Source organism: Planctomycetia bacterium (genome assembly GCA_021413845.1).
Taxonomy (GTDB): Bacteria; Planctomycetota; Planctomycetia; order Pirellulales; family PNKZ01; genus PNKZ01.
This window is the reverse complement of sequence record JAIOPP010000124.1, coordinates 1-17,678: the sequence shown is the minus strand read 5'-3', so window position 1 is coordinate 17,678 and position 17,678 is coordinate 1. Positions and strand designations below refer to the sequence as shown.

The 17,678-nt window shown below is 61.7% G+C and carries 16 protein-coding genes; 1 reads left to right on the top strand and 15 read right to left on the bottom strand.

From position 1 onward, the window contains the following. Nucleotides 1–36: 36 nt before the first annotated feature. The 13 genes from K8U03_21865 to mdh all read right to left on the bottom strand — a co-directional run bounded on the left by K8U03_21865 (nucleotide 37) and on the right by mdh (nucleotide 14,345). Complete coding sequence (locus tag K8U03_21865; GenBank protein MCE9607543.1) at nucleotides 37–1,392, bottom strand: FliI/YscN family ATPase; 1,356 nt, start codon at nucleotides 1,390–1,392, stop codon at nucleotides 37–39. 130 nt (nucleotides 1,393–1,522) lie between these two features. Beyond that, nucleotides 1,523–2,179 carry a hypothetical protein gene (locus K8U03_21860; protein ID MCE9607542.1) on the bottom strand — a complete coding sequence of 219 codons (657 nt, stop codon included), beginning with the start codon at nucleotides 2,177–2,179 and terminating at the stop codon, nucleotides 1,523–1,525. A 36-nt stretch (nucleotides 2,180–2,215) separates the two neighbouring features. Continuing rightward, entirely contained in the window at nucleotides 2,216–3,208 is a 993-nt protein-coding gene (locus K8U03_21855; protein MCE9607541.1) for a hypothetical protein, read from the bottom strand. A 56-nt stretch (nucleotides 3,209–3,264) separates the two neighbouring features. After that, nucleotides 3,265–4,974: a hypothetical protein gene (locus tag K8U03_21850; GenBank protein MCE9607540.1), complete on the bottom strand. Its 1,710-nt coding sequence runs from the start codon at nucleotides 4,972–4,974 to the stop codon at nucleotides 3,265–3,267. A gap of 81 nt (nucleotides 4,975–5,055) precedes the next feature. Beyond that, the gene (fliE, locus tag K8U03_21845) at nucleotides 5,056–5,361 is read right to left on the bottom strand and encodes a flagellar hook-basal body complex protein FliE (protein ID MCE9607539.1); all 306 of its coding nucleotides are present in this window, start codon (nucleotides 5,359–5,361) and stop codon (nucleotides 5,056–5,058) included. A gap of 54 nt (nucleotides 5,362–5,415) precedes the next feature. Next, complete coding sequence (gene flgC / locus K8U03_21840; protein MCE9607538.1) at nucleotides 5,416–5,838, bottom strand: flagellar basal body rod protein FlgC; 423 nt, start codon at nucleotides 5,836–5,838, stop codon at nucleotides 5,416–5,418. Between the two features lie 46 nt (nucleotides 5,839–5,884). Continuing rightward, nucleotides 5,885–6,292 (bottom strand): flagellar basal body rod protein FlgB, encoded by a 408-nt coding sequence (flgB, locus tag K8U03_21835; GenBank protein MCE9607537.1) that lies wholly within the window; start codon nucleotides 6,290–6,292, stop codon nucleotides 5,885–5,887. 321 nt (nucleotides 6,293–6,613) lie between these two features. Beyond that, entirely contained in the window at nucleotides 6,614–8,044 is a 1,431-nt protein-coding gene (locus K8U03_21830) for a sigma-54 dependent transcriptional regulator (GenBank protein MCE9607536.1), read from the bottom strand. Next, nucleotides 8,041–8,976, bottom strand: coding sequence for a HAMP domain-containing histidine kinase (locus K8U03_21825; protein ID MCE9607535.1), 936 nt, complete (start codon nucleotides 8,974–8,976; stop codon nucleotides 8,041–8,043). The genes K8U03_21830 and K8U03_21825 overlap by 4 nt, the downstream gene beginning before the upstream one ends. 10 nt (nucleotides 8,977–8,986) lie before the next feature. Further along, nucleotides 8,987–9,442: a flagellar protein FlgN gene (locus K8U03_21820; GenBank protein MCE9607534.1), complete on the bottom strand. Its 456-nt coding sequence runs from the start codon at nucleotides 9,440–9,442 to the stop codon at nucleotides 8,987–8,989. Between the two features lie 42 nt (nucleotides 9,443–9,484). Continuing rightward, entirely contained in the window at nucleotides 9,485–11,971 is a 2,487-nt protein-coding gene (locus tag K8U03_21815) for a tetratricopeptide repeat protein (GenBank protein ID MCE9607533.1), read from the bottom strand. 295 nt (nucleotides 11,972–12,266) lie between these two features. After that, nucleotides 12,267–13,067 carry a dienelactone hydrolase family protein gene (locus K8U03_21810; protein MCE9607532.1) on the bottom strand — a complete coding sequence of 267 codons (801 nt, stop codon included), beginning with the start codon at nucleotides 13,065–13,067 and terminating at the stop codon, nucleotides 12,267–12,269. A gap of 333 nt (nucleotides 13,068–13,400) precedes the next feature. Further along, nucleotides 13,401–14,345 (bottom strand): malate dehydrogenase, encoded by a 945-nt coding sequence (mdh, locus tag K8U03_21805; GenBank protein ID MCE9607531.1) that lies wholly within the window; start codon nucleotides 14,343–14,345, stop codon nucleotides 13,401–13,403. A 405-nt stretch (nucleotides 14,346–14,750) separates the two neighbouring features. Here mdh and K8U03_21800 point away from each other — a divergent pair, with 405 nt between their 5' ends. Then, nucleotides 14,751–15,290, top strand: a complete 540-nt coding sequence (locus K8U03_21800) for a hypothetical protein (GenBank protein ID MCE9607530.1) — start codon at nucleotides 14,751–14,753, stop codon at nucleotides 15,288–15,290. Nucleotides 15,291–15,404: 114 nt separating this feature from the next. Here the strand turns inward: K8U03_21800 and pssA are convergent, their stop codons facing one another. Both pssA and K8U03_21790 read right to left on the bottom strand, forming a co-directional pair. Then, nucleotides 15,405–16,277, bottom strand: a complete 873-nt coding sequence (gene pssA / locus K8U03_21795; protein ID MCE9607529.1) for a CDP-diacylglycerol--serine O-phosphatidyltransferase — start codon at nucleotides 16,275–16,277, stop codon at nucleotides 15,405–15,407. A gap of 99 nt (nucleotides 16,278–16,376) precedes the next feature. Further along, on the bottom strand, nucleotides 16,377–17,342 hold the full coding sequence (locus K8U03_21790) for a phosphatidylserine decarboxylase family protein (GenBank protein MCE9607528.1): 966 nt from the start codon (nucleotides 17,340–17,342) through the stop codon (nucleotides 16,377–16,379). Nucleotides 17,343–17,678 lie beyond the last annotated feature (336 nt).

The window sequence follows — 17,678 nt, the reverse complement described above, 5'->3', positions numbered from 1 at the left end:
TCCGGCTCAATACGACGTATTTTCGGACTAAAACCTTTAACGACTTCCAACCGCGGCCGGTTCGTTTCCGACCGCCGCTTTGACCTTCTGCTGGCAAATTTGCTTGATCTGCGCGAGCAACTGCTGCGCTTGCGCGACCGTACACGACTCCGACACTTCTTGTTTCAAAAACGTGTTGATGATTTCTTGCATCTCGATCGCCAGATCGATCGTCCGGTTCGAGCCTTTGCGATAGGCGCCGATCGAAATCAAGTCTTCGTTGTCGCGATACGAAGCCATCAACTCGCGCACGATCCCCGCCGCGTCGCGATGCTCGGGCGATGCGACTTCGCTCATCAACCGACTCAAGCTCGCCAGCACATCGACCGCCGGATAATGATTCCGCGAAGCGATCTTGCGCGAGAGCCAAGTGTGGCCGTCGAGCAAGCCGCGCACGCAGTCGGCGATCGGTTCGTTTTCATCATCCCCTTCGACGAGCACGGAGTAGAACGCCGTGATGCTCCCTTGCTTCGTGCGCCCGGCCCGTTCGACGAGCTTCGGCAACAGCGCAAACACTGAGGGCGGAAAGCCGCGCGTCGTCGGAGGCTCGCCGGCCGCGAGACCGATCTCGCGCTGGGCCAAGGCAAACCGAGTCAGCGAATCCATAATCAACAGGACGTTCTTCCCGCGATCGCGAAACCATTCCGCTACGGCGGTCGCCGCGAAGGCGGCCCGCACGCGCAACAGCGCCGGCTCATCGCTCGTCGCCGCGACGACGACGCTGCGCGCGCGTCCTTGCGGTCCGAGGTCTCGTTCAAGAAATTCGTTCAACTCTCGGCCTCGTTCGCCGATCAGCGCGATCACGTTCACATCGGCCGACGTGTACTTCGCCATCATGCCGAGCGTCACGCTCTTGCCGACTCCCGAGCCGGCGAAGATCCCCATCCGCTGCCCTTGTCCGCAGGTGAGCAAGCCGTCGATCACGCGCACGCCGGTCGAGATCGGCTTGTCGATTCGCGGACGTTCGACGGGGTTCGGCGGTTTCCGATCGAGCGGAGCCCGATCGCTGAGCATCGGTTGCGGCCGCCCATCGATCGCGATACCGCGGGCATCGATGACCCGCCCGAGCAACTGTTCGCCGACGCGCAGCAGGTTCTTCGTTCGTTTCAGTCGGACCCGATCTCCCTGGCGAATCCCGGCGAGATCGGCGAAGGGGAACAGCAGCGTGAGGTCGTCGCGAAAGCCGATCACTTCGGCCTCCAGCGGCGGACCGGCATGCCGTTGGATCTCGACCAGCGCCCCGACCGGAGCCGGAAAGCCCGCCGCAGCGGCCGTCATGCCGATCGTGCGCACGATCCGCCCTTCCAGCGCCGCGGGGAGAATGTCGTCGAGTTGGTCGGCAAGTTCGAGCATGGAGCGGAAGGGGTCAGGGGTCGGAGGTCAGGGGTCGGAGAATGCTAAGTGATAAATGATAAATGTCCGGAGTTGGATCGAGCTTCATGTCCGTCACTTAGCATTTATCACTTAGCATTTATCACTTCACTCAGGTCAGTTCTTCTTCGATTCTTTGCAATTGGGTTTCGATTCGTTGGTCGATCATGCCGTGCTTCGTTTCGACGCGGCAGCCACCGCGAGCGATCGCTTCGTCTTCGACCACTTCGGCTTCGCCCGACCGTTTCATCTCGCGCAGCAGCGCTTCGATCTGCAGGCCGAACGCCGCGAGATCGGTCGGGTTCATAGAGATCCGCACCCCTTCGCCGGCCGCCGACAGTTCGAGCGACTCGCGCACCAGCGTGAGCGGCAGTTCCGGTCGCTGGGCTAGTTCGCGCCGCAAGATGCGCTCGGCGATGCGGGTCGCGAGATGAACTCCGTCCCGTTCCCATTTCGCGAGCCAGGCTTCTTTCGCCGTCAGCGTTTCTTCGACGACGCTCCGCACGGCCGGCAAAATCGCTTCCATCCGTTTGGCTGTTTCCGCTTCGACTTGCGCCTGCATCTTCTGCCGTGCCGCTTTCAGCCCATCGATCTCGGCCTGTTGACGAATCTGGTCGGCCTGCTTCCGCGCATCCGCGACGATCTTTCCGGCCTGCTCGCGCACTTGCCGCACATAGGCGTCGGCATGTTGCGCCATGTCGTCGAAGTTGAACGCCGAGTTGCTCCCCGCGAGGGAGCTCATTTCGCCGGCTTTGATGATCGAGGCCATGTCGTGAATCGTTTCCGTAATGGTTCGCGAAAGGAGTTAGGCGGCTTGAGCGGAGGTGCGCTGTGCGAGTTCGTTCAGCGCTGCGCCATCGAGCCAAGCGAGCCGACCGGAGTTTTCCAAAAACCGCGCCGTATGCACGATCTCGTCCTGCGCGAGCTCGACGTCGCTCAGTCGCGTCGGGCCCAGCGAATCGATGTCAGCTTGCAACTTCGCGGCCCGCATGCGCGGCAACACGCCGGCGATCCTGCGCGTGAAGTCCAACTCGCCGCCGGCTAGCGCCACGACGAGCGCTTCGTGGTCGGCCGTTTCGCAGAGCGTGCGCAAAGCGGCATCGGTCAAGGTCGCGAGAGCGGCGAACGTCACGGTCGACCGCGTCAGCCGCGACGCCAAGCTCGGGTCTTGTCGAGCAATGTTCGAGAGCAAGTTGCGGCGCTGGTCGGGCGAAGCGTCGTCGAGGATCCCCTTCACCGCGCCGACTCCGGCCAAGCGTCCGGCGTCGGGCTGCAAGCGACGACGAAACCGGCGCTCGAGCGCCTTCTCGACATCGGCCAACACCTCGACATCCGTTTCGTCCAATCGCGCCAAGCGCCGCATCACGTCGGCCTGCAGCGCATCGGGCAACGTCGCGAGCACTTCGGCCGCGCGTTGCGACGGCAGATGCGAAACGACGACGGCCACGGTTTGCGGCCGTTCCCCTTTGAGCAACTCCCGTAAGTCTTCGTCCGGAGCTTCCTGCAAAAAGCGAAACGCCGGCTGCGCACGTTCCGTAGCGACAGGCAACTCGCCGGCTAGGCTCGAAAGTTCGAGCGACACGCCGGCTTCGGCAGCCGGGCCGGTCGGACGTCCGACGAACTCCGCCATCAAAATTTCTTGTTCGCGCGGATCGACGTCGATGATCTCGACGAGCATCCGGCGGATCAGCCCTGCCTGAATGGGCGACATCCGATCGAGCAGCGCGTCGGCCGAATCGGCATCGAGTGCCGCGACGAGCACGGCCGCCTTGCGAAGTTGTTCGTCGCTTCCCGCCATCGTATGTTCCGATCTTTGATTAAGTGCCCGACTCGTTGATCCGCTTCACGGCTTTACTACGTCGCGTTGCCGATCCAGCTACGCAACACGTTCGCGGCCGCTTCGGGATCTTCGCGCACCATGTCGATCAACTCTTCGCGCAGCGACATGCCGGTGCCGAGCCGACGCTGCAACGTCCGCTGCTTCGACTTGCCGTTCGCATCTTTTTCGCCCGAAGCTGCTATCGATCCCTTCGCTGCCGGCTCATCGTCTTCTTCGCTGGAGATCGTCGTCGCTTGGATTTCCGGTGCCGGATTCGCCGGCACTACCGAACCGACGAACGACTTCAACATCATCAAGCTGAACAGCCCGAGCCCGATCATGCCGAGCGTGCTCCACGACTGCGCGAACCAGTCGAGCCCCCGATCGACGATGCTCGGCCCGATGAGCTCCGGCGGTGCCACGCGCGAGAACGCCGTGACGGTGACGAGCGTCGCCATGTCGATCGGTTGCGCCGGATCGAACGGCTTCGGGATCAACTGCATCACATGTTCTTTGATTCGTTTCGTTTCCGAAGCCTCGACCGTGGCGAGCGCCGCGGCGTCGGGCTTCTTCTTTTCCGCTCCGTCGGCCGGCGGGTTTTGTACTTGCCACACTTTCTCGAAGTAGTCGCTCGGCACTCCGATCGCCACGGCAACCCGCTTCGGCGTCAGGCCCGCCATTTCGATCGTGGAGTTGGAGTGCGACGCGGCGTTCATCTGCTCGTTGGTCGAGCGTGTGTCTTCGGTCTGCGAGCCTCCTCCGCCGCCGTTGGGCAACGAAGCGGGTTGGTTCGGTTGTTGCGCTTGCAAACCGGTTCGGCCGCCGGCTCCGGTCGAGGAGTTCGACGTCAGCGAGTTCTCTTGTGTCTTGAGGCTGATCGGAATCGTCTTCGGATCGACCTTCGTATCGACGATCTTCTTCACCATCTCGCGGTCGAGCTCGACGTTCGCCGTCGCAGTAATGCCCGGCACGTAAGCCAAGGCATCGCGAATGCCGGTTTCGATCATGTCTTTGTAGGCTCGCGTCATGCTCAGGTACGGATCGTCCATCGCCCCTCCGCCGCCGTTGGTTCCGGAGCCCGAATAGGCGCGACCGTTGATGTCGACGACGGTGACGTTCCCCGGCGAAAGCCCGGCGATGGCCGCGGCGACGAGCGAGCGGATCATCGGCACGCGGTGCTCTTCGAGCTGCAGATTGCCGCGCGGCTTTACGCTCACCGAAGCGGTGACGATCTGGTTGTTGCTCAGGCCGCCGCTTCGTTTTTGAATGTCGTAATGGACGACCGCGTTTTCGACTCCGCTCATCGAACGGATCACCATCGCGAGCTCCTTCTGCTTCGCGACCTTCATCATTTCTTCTTGCTGAGCCCGGCTGGTAAACGGCCCCGGCGAATTGGCCGCCGAGTTGAGATGGTCGCCGAAGTGCGCAGGGAGCGCGCCGCCATCGGCCAAAGCACCCAAGAACGCGGCCTGGCGCGACTTCACGATGCGCACTCGCGAACCGTCGACCGAGTAATCGGAAAGTCCCGCTTTGCCGAAGGCCGCTTCCATGGCCGAGAGCTCGTCGGCCGAGAAAGATTGGCCGTTCAACAGAAACGTGTCGGCACCAGCGCCTTGCGCGTTGAACAAGTAGCCGAGGCTCACGACGACCGCCACGAGCAACAAGCCCGCCGTCATCCGAGCGCCGGGACTCATCGACTTGAACAAGTCGTTCAGTTGCGCGAAAAGCTTATTGAGGAAGTCCATCCGTGGAACGCTCCGTGATCCGTTGCAGTCTGCCGGCCTAGCGCATCATGCGCGGGCCCGATCGGTGTCGAATCGAGGTGGTTAGATCCGAATGTTTTGTATTTCTTGATAAGCCGCGACGAGCTTGTTGCGAATCTGCATCGTCAGACGAAACGCGAGGTCGGCCTTCTGCACCGCGGTGAGCACTTCGGCCGGATTCACTTCGCCACCCGTCGCCATCGACTCGACCGCTTGATTCGCTTCCGCTTGCATCGAGTTGACTTGCTTCAACGAGTCGGCGAGAAAATTTTGAAACGATCCTCCTGCCGCTCCCTCGCTCTTGCCGATAGACGGCGGCAACGGAATCGCGGGAATCGTGCTCGCGAGGCCGGTGATGGGAAGAGCCATGTGCGTCTCGAATCAAAAAGGAAGCTTGCGATCCGTCGAACTCTGCGAATTTCGTTAGGCCAGGATTCTCAGCGTCTGCTGCGTCATGTCTTTCGTCACTTCGATCACGCCGACGTTCGCTTCGTAGGCCCGCGTGGTTTCGATGGCGTCGGTGAATTCGGTCATGAGGCTGATGCGCGGATAGGCGACCCAACCTTCGCGCGGCCCTTCTTTCACGGCGTCTTGATGGCCGGGCTGATACTTCCAGATCGGCTCTTGTTCTTCCGTGCCGATCTCCGACACGCGTACGCCTGCCGCTCCTTCCGACTTGCCGATCTCGGGCGCCGTCTGAAAGACGACGAACCGGGCATCGTACGGCTTCGACTCGCCGGCCTCGTTGCGCGTGGTCGACATATTCGCGATGTTGCTCGACACGGCATTGAGCCGCATCCGCTGAGCGACAAGAGCGCTGGTGCTGACATCGAGTGAGGAGAACATAGGTTTGGCAGGGGTCGGAGGTCAGGGATCAGGGGTCAGTAAATTCTTATGCGCGTTCGGAGACTGCGGTTTGCAAGAGTCGGAACTGGCTGTTGATGATCGTCAGCGCTAGGTTGTGTTGCATATGGTTCTTCGTGATCTCGGCCACTTGCTGCTCGATCCCGACGTTGCTTTTGTCGTGATAGAGAATGTTGTTCATCCCTTCGCGGACTTTGTCGAACGGGTCGACATGGATCGAGGAGTCCATGAGCGAGCTGCTCGCGTCGTTGTCTCGAACGTGAATCGCATCCTTCAACTTGCTTTGAAACTGCTCGACCGACAGATCGCGCGTCCGGTAGCCGGGCGTGTCGATGTTGGCGATGTTCGAAGCCAAGACTTTGTGTCGCGACTGGGAAAAGTTCACCAGTTGCTCGAGCACGGGAATCGGCGAATTCGCGAACATTTCGTTGAGCATCGTTCGACTACCTCCGTTTCTCGGAAGACTTGTAAAGCAAGCGACGTGCCGACAGTAGATCAATCACTAGTTGCATCTTCGTTCTGCCGGCACCTAACCGCTTGCGCAGCATGCCGTTTGCAGCGACGGAACGCGACTTCGCGCCGCCGCTGCCGGCAAGCGCCGCGGTAAACCTTGACGTCGGGCCTCTGCCGGCAACGCGCAGATTCGGCGCGTTGCCGTGCGCCGAATCTGCGCGAAAGTGAGGCGATTTGCTGGGTCCGTCGGTGGTCGACATAGCGTTGCTTTCGATGCGAATGAAGTGGTGTGTTCGCGACTTAATCAGCCGGCAGCGGCTAAGCGTTTCGCGCCGGACGGGTAACCATATTCTTTGATCTTGGCCGTCAAGGTTCGCAGGCCGATGCCGAGCGCTTCGGCCGTCTTCGCGCGATGGCCGTCGTAGCGTTCGAGCGTCGCTTCGATGAGCCGGCGTTCCATTTCATGTAGGCTCAAGCCGATCGGCGCCGGCGAGGCCGCGTCGTGCGACGAGCCCGCACCGTCGCCGGCGATCAACCACGGTCGCAGCTCATCGGCCGAGATCGAGTTGCCGCCGTTGAGCACGACGGCGCGCGTCATCAAGTTTTGCAACTCGCGCACGTTTCCCGGCCAACGATACGCGAGCAGCATGTCGCGCGCGCCGGGCGACAACGTACAAGGTTCGCAACCGGCCCGACCAGCGGCTTGCCCGAGAAAATAATCGAGCAACTCAGGCACATCGCCCGCTCGTTCGCGGAGCGCAGGGACATGCAACGGAATCACCGCCAAACGATAATAAAGATCTTCGCGAAAACGACCTTCGGCCGTTTCGCGCCGTAGATCGCGATTCGTCGTCGCCAGCACACGCACATCGACGTCGATCGTTTCGCTGGAGCCGACGCGCTCGAACCGCCGCTCTTGCAATACGCGGAGCAGCTTGGCTTGCAGCGGGAGCTCGAGCTCCGTGATTTCGTCGAGCAGAATGGAACCCATGTGCGCCGCTTCGAAACGGCCCGATCTGCGTGTCTCGGCGCCGGTAAAGGCGCCTCGTTCATGGCCGAAGAGCTCGCTTTCCATCAAGTGCGATGAAAGCGCTGGGCAATTCAAACTCACCAGCGGCTTCGTCGCGCGACTCCCCAAGGCATGCACCGTGCCTGCGACGAGCTCCTTGCCGGTGCCGCTTTCTCCGGTGATTAAGACGGTTTCGTTCGTCGGCGCAGCCCGAGCGATACGCATCCGGAGCGCTTGCATTTGCGGGCTCGATCCGATCATGACCGGCCCCGCGGCATCGTCGACGGTTGCGAGCGCGAGCCCTGCAGCGGCCACGGTGCGATGCCGCATCGCGCGGCCGACGAGGTCTTCGAGTGCCTCGACGTTGAACGGCTTCTCCAAGAAGTCGAACGCTCCTTGGCGCATCGCTTCGACGGCCGTCGCGACGGTCGCATAGGCCGTGACGAGAATGACTTCGAGCGGCGCCTTACGACGCTTCAACTCCGCCAGAAACTCCAAGCCGGTCATGCCGGGCATCTTCAAATCGGTGACGACGACGTCGAACTGCTCGCGCTCTTGCCGCTTCAACGCTTCGACGGCGCTCGAGCAACATTGCACGGCATAGCCCGACTGACGAAGCGTGAACGCAACCGACTCGCGGGCTTGCTGATGGTCGTCGACGACGAGCACTCGGCCTGGCGCTGTCGACTTCTCATCGTGAACTTTCAAGGTGCTACGAAGATTCATGCTGCGGCCTCCTGAGCCTGCGCGCGGCGCGGAAGACGGATCGTGAACGCTGCGCCTCCTTCCGGACAGTTGCAGGCCGTGACGTTGCCGCCGTGCGATTCGACCAGTCGATACACGATCGCGAGGCCCAGGCCGATGCCGCTCGCCTTCGTCGTGAAGAACGGCTCGAAGGCGCGTCGACGTGCTTCGTCGCTCAAGCCGGGCCCGGAATCGGCGATCTCCAACTCGACCCCGTTGCGGCAGTCGACCCCGGTGACGGCGAGCTCGCCGCCGTGCGGCATGGCATCGAGAGCGTTAAGCACTAGATTGAGCACCGCACGCCGCAGCGCTTCGCGATCGGCCGCGACGATGGTCGACGTTGCGACGTCGAGCCGTAGCGCGATCCCTTGCGCGGCGAACTGCGGACGGAGCGACGCGAGGACTTCTTCCACCAATGCCCGAACGCCGACGATGCCGAGCGTCGGCTCTTTATCGGCCGTGAAGTTGAGCATATCGTGGACCATCGCATCGAGCGCGGTGAGTCCGGCTTGGATCTTTTCCAACACTTCGGCGCTCCCCGGATCGTCGCTCAAGCGCCGTCGGAGCAGGCCTGCATAGAGCGAGACCGGCACAAGGTTGTTTCGCACTTCATGCGCGACGTGCGAAGCGATCTGGCCGAGATCGGCGAGTCGATTCTTGCGGGCCAGCTCCCGATTTTTCACGGCCAACTCATGCGAGAGCCGCGAGACTTCGGAACGGAGCGCCGCGTGCGTCTGCTCGAGCCGGCTCGTCGCGTCTTGCCAAGCCGACATGACCGTCTGCAAGTTCAGCAGCTCGATCGTCGCAGGGCCTTCGCCGCTCGGCGCACCTTCGTGCTGCGCTGCCGACTCGGATGATTGCGCGTACGAATCCGAACGATGAGCCCCATCGGCGCGAATGAAATGGTCGGACATAGGTGCCTCGTCAATATTCGGTAGAGAGATCAAGCGAGGAGGGCTGATAACGATCGGCTTCGGCATACGCACCGCGCGCCGTGCCGCTTACTTGGGCCGCGGCGAGTTGCTCGGCCGTGTCGTCGCGTCGGCGACGGAGCACGTCTTCGGAGCGTTTTTCACTTTCGAGAATTTCAGCGAGCAAGCGAGCCGAGCGCTCCGCGAGCGACGCGCAGCGCACGCGTTCCGCTTCGCTCGACCAAGCGCGGCGCTCCGGGTCGTCGGCGCGAAACGGGTTGAGATCTTGTTCGAGCGTCTGCAACTGCACGATCGTTCGTTGCTTCTCCGCCAACACGCCGAGCAGTTGCGTCATGTCGCCGGCATCGATCAGCTCGCGCTGCCGCAGGCCGAGATCGCGCAGCGCGACCAAGCAGTCGTGTTTACGACCGATCAAGTCGATCAGCAGCGAAGTGGAGGAAGTCGTCATAGGCTATTCGTCAGGGTTCGGCCGGAGCGGGCCGCTTAAGAATCAAAGCGAGCCGAGGGAGTTGAGAAGTCGGGTCCATTCTTCGCGGCCGTAGTTGGAAACGGTATCGAACCGAGCATCTTTGGGAATCCGTTCGAGCATGAGTTTCGCTTGCTCGATCGTGCCGCGCGCTTCGTTCGCGCGCCGCATCCGACGATGGCAATCGGCCATCTGGAGATAAGCATCTAACACGGCCGGCGATTGCGGAAACGCCGCCACCGCGGTTTGATAGGCGCGAATCGAATCGTCGTAACGCGCGAGCGAATGCAACACGGAACCGCGAGCGAACAGTGCGTTGCGCAGCATCGCCAACCGTCCGACTTCGTCGAAGTAGCTCGGTCCGGGCGTGCGCGCCATCTGAATCGTTTGCTCGAAATGCTCGAGCGCCTTGCGAAACTCGACCTCGGCGACACGGCTGAACTTCGCGCGCTCGATCGGCAGCGCATCGGTCGGGATTTCCGATTCGACCCGTTGCGCGATCCGCCGATGCGACTCGGCCGCGCAGTAGCGCGCGTCGCACGTCTCGGGATCTTCGGGGTAACGCTCGACCGCTTCATCGAGCCGACCGGCCGCTTCGTCGTATCGCGCGAGATCGAAGAGCATGTGCCCGAGCGCGAACAACGAACGCCGCCATTCCTCGCCGCTCGGAGTGAGCGCGTTCGATTCCAAGTTTTCCAGTAGCGACTTCTCGGCTTTGTCCCATTGATTCATCTCGCCGTAGACGTCGGACAACAACAACCGCGCGCGAAACACGGCCGGATCGCGCGGATGGGCTTCCAAACATTGCTTCAGCAAGACGATCGCTTCCGCGTGTCGTTCTTTGGTGAGCATCACTTCCGCGAGCCCGACCAAAGCCGAGGCTTGATGGATGCGCGAATCGACTTCGAGATACTTGCGCAACTGGCGCGCGGCGTTGTCGTAGTCGCGACCTAAGAGATAGTACTTCGACGAAGCCCAGATTTGTTCGGGATAGTCGCGCGTCGAGAAGTGCAACACGGCCAAGCGCTCGTGCAGCTTCGCGGCCAGGCGATAAAGCTCGCGCACCGCTTCGGGCGGATGCCGCGCATCGAGCGGCGGACCACCGTCGCCGGCCATGAGTTGTCGGGCCCGCGCCGCATGGGCATCGGCCGCGAGTTGCACGGCCAAGTCTTCGTCGAGCAAGCGCGGCAGCAAGTCGGCGAGTTTCGCAGCGGCGACGTATTGCTTGCGCTGAAAAAAATCTTGGTACGAAGCCAGCATCCGACTTTTCAATTCGGGAAACGGCAGCCAGCGATTCGAATAACGATTCTCAGGCCCCATTTCCTTAAGCACTTCGTCATAAAGCACGACCGAGTCGTCGGACTTGTCGCGACGACGCAAGAGATGAGCCGATTGGATGCGCGCGGCGAAACCTTCCGGCGAATCGACGGCGCGACGATAGGCTTGATGAAACTGCTCCGCAGCCTCATCGACTTTGCCGAGCGCGTCGTAGACCAAGCCGAGCACGTAGCACGCTTGCGTCGTGACGACGGTCGACATGCTGTCGAGCTTCTTCGCCTTCTCCAACAGCACGACGGCCGAGTTGAGCTGCGTTTGCACTTCCGGCGAAGCGGCAGGCGACGCCAGAACCGACGACGGAGAAAGTTTCGTTTCGTCCGACTTCGGCAACATCGCGAGCCGAGCTTGCTGAAACACGATGCGAGCCTCTAAAAGCGACGCTTCCGCAGCGAGCTTGATGTCGGCGGGAATGGTAGCCACGGCTGCGCGAGCATCGTCGAGCCGACCGAGACGGAGCAGCATTTCGGCGCGCTCGAGCGTCGCGACTCGGCGATCGTGTTGGTCGGGCTCTTTTTCGGCGAGATAGCGATCGATCTCTTCGAGCGCCGCAGCGACGTTCGGCTCGGCTTTCAGAAACAACGAGCGCGCGAGATACCGGCGCAACTCGACCGCCGTCTTCGCATCGGCGAGCAGCGCCTTTTGCAAGATCGGCACCGCTTCGGCATACCGCTCCGCGAGATAAAAACTCTTGCCGGTATAGTACAGCCCTTGCGCCTCGCGGCCTTCGGGAAGTCCGCGGCGATAAGCTTCTTCGAACCAATGCGCGGCGATTTGATGCGCGCGGCGCTGTTGTACGATCAGAGGCGTGTCGGCCCGATGCAGCGCGGCGACGCCGAAGATGAAAGCGGGTCCGCCCGCATCGTCGGTCGAGAGATTGCCGTTGCGTTGAGCGAGCTGCGCGATGTGTAAGGCTTTCGGTAGATCGCCCGCATCGAGCGCTTCGAAAGCGTCGCTCGGCGTGTAAGCGGCCTCGATTCGTTCTTGGCGCGACTTGGCGCTCATCACGGCCCAACCGAAGAGCATCGCTCCCATCACGGAGAACGCGACGGAAAAGATCACGGCCGCTTTGATGCCGTTCGCACGGACCCAATGCGGCAACCGACGCACGGCGCGCAAGCGATCGGCGAGCGACGGCTTAGCTGCTGCTTCGGCGGCTTTTTCCGCTTTCGCCATGACGATGTCGATCGAGAAATACAAGGCGACGTATTACGCAGCCGCAGAGGCTGCGCAACTCGGCGCGAACGAAACGAGAAATGAAACAAGACGTGACGCGACTCATCGAAGCGACGCGCGAAACGGCGACGGCGCAACGACGTGAGCTTCGGGGGAACGGGAGAAAGGCGGCGACTTGTACTCGAAAGCGCCGCAAAGCGTCAAGATTGCTTCAAGATCCGGCCGTGAGCTGCCGGGTTGCCTAGCTTATGCAACGAGGTGCCGGCAAGTTGCCGTAGCGCGCAGGCCGCGCGTGCTAGTCGACGCAGGTCGTTGCGCCGGTGACGACGTCCATCATCCAACGATCGATATCCGTCAGCATCTGCGGCGCAAGCTGAGCGCCGCACGGATATTGACGCATCGAGACTTGCAGCCCCGCCGAGTGGAACAAGCGCAGCTGTTCGCTTACGCGTGCTTCGGAGAACGACGCGTCGTCGCGACCATGCGCGAGGAACAACGGCAACCGGCGTGCTTCGAGCAGCCGCGACAGCGGCGAACGCCCTTCGGGAAACGGGCCGCCGAACGAGATCGCGCCGGCAAAGCGATCGGGATGCGCGAGCGCTGCGCGCCAAGCCATCGTGCCGCCGGCATCGACACCGGCCAGAAAAATCCGATGCCGCGCAATGTGGTACTGCTCGCGCGCTTCATCGACCGCGGAGAAAATACGTTGAATCGCGACGTCGACCGCTTCCGGACGTTGCGACCAGGTGAACGACGGACGGCCCGTCGAGGCGGGTCCGGCGACACGGCGAACTTCTTCCGTGCGAACCGTTCCGCGCGGCGCTACGGCCACGTAGTTACGCAAACTAATGAGCGGCATCACCTTCACGAGTTGCCGTTCGGTTTGTCCGCGACCGTGCATCCACACCAGTAGCGGATAGGCGTAGTTCGTCTCGTAATGCACGGGCCCGAAGAGGGTCGAAAGACCGTCGCCCCCGGCTTGCACGGCTCGAGCGGCGCCGAAGTCGCCGGCAAGATCGGCAGCCAATTCGGCGGCGAAATCGGCCGAAGGGGCATCGCGCCGCGTCCGGTCGCCGAGCATGTCGATACGATTCATCAGGGATGTTCCGCGCGGTGAAGAGACGAAGACCAAGCAAACTACCGCATCGAATCGGGATTCGACGCCGAGCGATTTGCCCTCCCGGCAACCACGACGACGCGCCTCTTGAACGTCGTTGGGGACAATAGTCGGAAGCGGAGCGGCATGTCAACGGCGACGAGCGCCGAGAAGGACGTGCAAGCTCCGATTCCGCGATCGTTCGCCGGCATCGCCGGCGAACTAGATCCACACCGAGGCAACTCAGGCCTACGGCCACACGATTCACTTATCAAACAAACTACTTAAAAAATCGAAGCACGAAAGCGCCCGAGGCGATTAACCCGTCAACTGCTAACCGGTCAACTTTGCCATCGCGCCGACGAGTTCCTTGACTGCGTCGATACTCTTACGGAAATCGCCTCGCTCCTGTTCGGTCAGGTTGAGCTCGATGATTTTCTCGACCCCGCCCGAACCGAGAATGACCGGCACGCCGACGTAGTAGCCGCCGACGCCGTATTCCTTGTCGCAATATGCGGCGACCGGAATCAGCCGCTTCTTATCGCGCACGATCGCTTCGACCATCTGCGTTACGGCTGCAGCCGGGGCGTAGTACGCGCTGCCGGTCTTCAACAGGCCGACGATCTCCGCACCGCCGACGCGTGCCCGTTGCACGATCTCGGCCAAGCGTTCCGGCTTGATGAATTGCGAGATCGGAATACCGCCGACCGACGTGCAACTCGGCACCGGCACCATCGTGTCGCCGTGGCCGCCGAGCAACATGGCTTGAATGTCTTCCACGCTCACGCCGAGTTCCATCGCCAAGAACGTGCGGTAGCGGGCCGTGTCCAACACGCCGGCCTGACCGATCACCTTCGACGGCGCGAAGCCCGTCACTTGGAAGGCGCGTTGCACCATCGCGTCGAGCGGGTTGCTCACGACGATCACGACCGCGTTCGGGCTCGACTGCTTGATTTCCGCGGCTACGGAGCCGACGATCTTCGCGTTGGTGCCGAGGAGGTCGTCGCGGCTCATGCCCGGCTTCCGCGCGATGCCGGCCGTGATGACGACGACGTCGCTGTCGCGCGTGTCGTCGTAGGAAGTCGTGCCGACGATGTTCGAATCGAAGCCGACGATCGGCGAGGCTTGCATCAGATCGAGCGCTTTTCCTTTCGGCATCCCTTCGGTCATCGGGATATCGAGCAAGACGATGTCGCCCAGCTCAGCCGCGGCGCACCAATGAGCGGTAGTCGCGCCGACGTTGCCGGCTCCGACGATCGTAATTTTCGCACGACGCATAATCTGTGTTCCTCGCGATATCAAAAGGGTACGAGCGAACCGTTGAGTATCCGGTTCGAGCGAGCGACGTCAAGTGGCCGAACTAGGCTCTCGGCAGCCGACGGTAAGTATTGCAATTGCTGATACTTAGACATCGCCGTACGGCCTGCTTCGCGAGGCTGCGAGCCTTGGTGGAGAGGCTCGTTGGCGGAGCAGTGTTCGATAGGAAGCAGAGCAAATACACTATCTGCGCTCCTTGGTAATCAACGCTCCGAATTCTTCAAATAACCCCCTCGCGAGAGCTAGCTTCCACCACCATGACAATTAAAATGCGGGGACGCTTTGCGACTCGCTCGAGAGGCGAAAACTCCCTTCTCGGCAGTCTCTGTTATCTATCACCATGCTTTTTTTGATCCGGGGGATTCGATGAACCTGCCTCTCGCGTTTGCTCGACGGATGCTCGCTTCCCTAACCTGCGCCGCGTTGATCGCCGCCTCGCCTGCGGCCCGCGCCGCAGATGAAAAGCCCGCCGCGAAACCGGAAGCCGGCGCAACGGAAAAGAGTATTGAAAAGGGAACGGAAAAAACCGCAGAGAAGCCGGCCAAGGAAGGGACCGAGAAGAAGGTGAAGAAAGTAGAAGAACGTCGCGGACCATTGCCCGCCCATTTCGCGAAGATCGTGGATCCGGATCAAAAAGAAAAAATCTACATCATTCAAGATCGCTACCAAACCGAGATCGCTCCGCTGGCGGCGAAGATCAAAGAGATCCAAGCTCAGCGCGACCAAGAGATCGAAGGAGTCCTGACGGCGGATCAAGTGAGCAAGCTTAAGTTTCTCCGCTTAGAGGCCGCGGCGAATGCCAAACGACCGATGAAGACCGCGACCGTGGAAGGGAAGCCCGCCACCGAAGCGAAGCCGACCACGACCGAAAAGCCCGTCGCAAGCGAAAAGCCTGCCGCGCCGTAGTAAGAGGTTCGACGAAAGAACTTCGACTTACCGATTCACTCAACAACTCAACAGCCGCGGAGCGTAAGTTCCGCGGCTGTTTTTTTATCTCTGCCGTTCTTAAAACAGCGGCCTTTAAAACAGCGGCTCGTCGTGCGGTTTCCGCTGCATCAGTTCTTGATACGCATAGCGCACCGGCCCGCTCAGCGCGAACCCGACGCAGACGAGCGGCAGCATGTAGCCCGGCAACACCATTACCGCAGCCAGCGCGAACACGACGCCGATGACGTGGCCGAAGCTCCGTTGGCCGCGGAACACTTGGTTCATCAGATGCGGATAGGGAATGCGCGAGACCATCAGCAGCGCCACGATCAAGGCGAGAAACGGCAGCGTCGTTTGCAAGATCGTGTCGATGCGGGGTACGTGTTCCCACGTCGTCGTATCGAGTCGAAGCGTATAGAAGAGAATCGCAAACGCAGCGGGCACCGAAGCCGCCGCCGGCGAAGGCAATCCGCTGAAGTTCATGTGGTCGTCGTCGTCGTCGGATTCCACGTTGAACCGCGCTAAGCGCAGCGCGGCGCAGCAGGCATATGCCGCCGCGATGATCCAAATGAGTTTGCTGTGGTTGAACGTAAAGCCGGGACACATCTTCACTAATAAAAACGCCGGCGCAACGCCGAACGTCACCGCATCGCACAAGCTATCGAGCTGCGCGCCGAAGTCGCTCGTCACCTTCGCCAAGCGGGCGACGTGGCCGTCGAGCGCGTCGAACACCATCGCCAAGAAGATGAGCCAACCGGCGAGCATGCAATTGTGTACCGGGTCTTCCTTACGCCACTCGGTCATCATCTGCATCGGCCCGACGCTTTGGATGGCTTGCGTCGTCGGAGTTTCGGCCGAGGTCGGCGCTTCGACACGTGCGGCCGCGACGATCGCAAAGAAGCCACAGATCAGATTGCCGAGCGTAAACAACGTCGGCAACACGGCGACGGCGCGAATGCGATGCATCGGGGAGCCAGGGGTCAGGGGTCAGGGGTCAGGGGTCAGGGGTCAGGGGTCAGGGGTCGGAGCCCGCCCGGTGGAAAACTACGCACTAAGAACTACGCACTAAGAACTTTTCGGTAACTTCGCGAACAGCGTGCTTCCCGCTTGCACTTTGTCGCCGACTTTCACCGTGATCTCCAGCCCTGCTTCGTCCGGCAAGATGATCTCGGTGCGCGAGCCGAGCTTGATCATGCCGAACCGTTCGCCGCGGCGCACTTCTTGCCCCGGCTTCAAATCGCAGACGATCTTCCGCGCAAACAACCCGGCGATCTGTCGCACGACCAGCTTCCGATAAGGAGCCGTGGTCTCTTCGAGCCCGATGACCATGTTCTCGTTCAAGATCGCGCTCTCGGGATTGAGCGCGTTCAAGAACTTGCCGGGATGATAACGGAGCCGCGCGACCCGCGCATCGATCGGACTCCGATTCAAGTGGACGTTGAAGATCGACAAGAAGATGCCGATCCGCACGGCCGGACCGCCGATGAACGGGTCGTGATCGAGTCGCGTGATTTCGGCGATCGTCCCATCAGCCGGCGCGACGACGAGGCCCGGCCCGACGGGCACGACGCGCGACGGATCGCGAAAGAACGAGATGACCCAACCGAGAACGACTCCGACGGCGATCGCGAGATACCAATACGGCGACAGCGCCAGGCCGATGGTCAGCAACGTGAGCGGCACGCCCATCAGCACCAGTTCCGCCAAGCCCCAGCGGGCGAACGGCAGCCGGTCGCGCCACGCGAACCGATCGTCTTCCGGAGCCCAATGGGCCGTGCATTGATTGCGGCAGAATTTGAGATCGCGAGGGTCGAGCAGTTCATGCGGCGCACCGGTCGGGTCGCCGCGGCGCAGCGCCGCCATGCGCCGCACGTAGATCGGCCGGACGCGCTTCAAGATCGCGCGCCGCACGTGGCCCCAAGCCAACTCGATCGAACAGCAAACTCCCCCGCCCGGCTGCACGCTCCGCACATTGGCCGGCAGCGGCTCGACTTCGGCCCGTGACGCGGCGGTAGTTTCAGACGAATCCATGAGTCCAGCGATCGAAAAGTACGGATCGGAACAGCCCCCCATCGTACCGTGCGGCAACGGGGATGTGCAAACGAGCTAAAGTAGCAGGCACGTTCCACGTGCCGTAGCCACGTGCGCCGTTCGAGCGCGACGCACGATCGCGACACACGCAACCTCCGTTCACACGCAACCTCCGTTCACACAACCTCCGTTCAATAGCCCCGGATGCATATCCGGGGCCGCACCGCAACGATCGTTCGCTATCAGCTGTGGCGGACGGCACGTGGAACGTGCCTGCTACTTAAACAAAGCACGGCCGTGATCGCGCCTTGTTGCGACTTAAAAAACATTCGTGCG

What these genes read in the sequence shown, in the direction of transcription:
- K8U03_21865 (MCE9607543.1), bottom strand. Translation starts at nt 1,392, where the DNA reads ATGCTCGAACTTGCCGACCAACTCGACGACATTCTCCCCGCGGCGCTG.
- K8U03_21860 (MCE9607542.1), bottom strand. Translation starts at nt 2,179, where the DNA reads ATGGCCTCGATCATCAAAGCCGGCGAAATGAGCTCCCTCGCGGGGAGC.
- K8U03_21855 (MCE9607541.1), bottom strand. Translation starts at nt 3,208, where the DNA reads ATGGCGGGAAGCGACGAACAACTTCGCAAGGCGGCCGTGCTCGTCGCG.
- K8U03_21850 (MCE9607540.1), bottom strand. Translation starts at nt 4,974, where the DNA reads ATGGACTTCCTCAATAAGCTTTTCGCGCAACTGAACGACTTGTTCAAG.
- fliE (MCE9607539.1), bottom strand. Translation starts at nt 5,361, where the DNA reads ATGGCTCTTCCCATCACCGGCCTCGCGAGCACGATTCCCGCGATTCCG.
- flgC (MCE9607538.1), bottom strand. Translation starts at nt 5,838, where the DNA reads ATGTTCTCCTCACTCGATGTCAGCACCAGCGCTCTTGTCGCTCAGCGG.
- flgB (MCE9607537.1), bottom strand. Translation starts at nt 6,292, where the DNA reads ATGCTCAACGAAATGTTCGCGAATTCGCCGATTCCCGTGCTCGAGCAA.
- K8U03_21830 (MCE9607536.1), bottom strand. Translation starts at nt 8,044, where the DNA reads ATGAATCTTCGTAGCACCTTGAAAGTTCACGATGAGAAGTCGACAGCG.
- K8U03_21825 (MCE9607535.1), bottom strand. Translation starts at nt 8,976, where the DNA reads ATGTCCGACCATTTCATTCGCGCCGATGGGGCTCATCGTTCGGATTCG.
- K8U03_21820 (MCE9607534.1), bottom strand. Translation starts at nt 9,442, where the DNA reads ATGACGACTTCCTCCACTTCGCTGCTGATCGACTTGATCGGTCGTAAA.
- K8U03_21815 (MCE9607533.1), bottom strand. Translation starts at nt 11,971, where the DNA reads ATGGCGAAAGCGGAAAAAGCCGCCGAAGCAGCAGCTAAGCCGTCGCTC.
- K8U03_21810 (MCE9607532.1), bottom strand. Translation starts at nt 13,067, where the DNA reads ATGAATCGTATCGACATGCTCGGCGACCGGACGCGGCGCGATGCCCCT.
- mdh (MCE9607531.1), bottom strand. Translation starts at nt 14,345, where the DNA reads ATGCGTCGTGCGAAAATTACGATCGTCGGAGCCGGCAACGTCGGCGCG.
- K8U03_21800 (MCE9607530.1), top strand. Translation starts at nt 14,751, where the DNA reads ATGAACCTGCCTCTCGCGTTTGCTCGACGGATGCTCGCTTCCCTAACC.
- pssA (MCE9607529.1), bottom strand. Translation starts at nt 16,277, where the DNA reads ATGCATCGCATTCGCGCCGTCGCCGTGTTGCCGACGTTGTTTACGCTC.
- K8U03_21790 (MCE9607528.1), bottom strand. Translation starts at nt 17,342, where the DNA reads ATGGATTCGTCTGAAACTACCGCCGCGTCACGGGCCGAAGTCGAGCCG.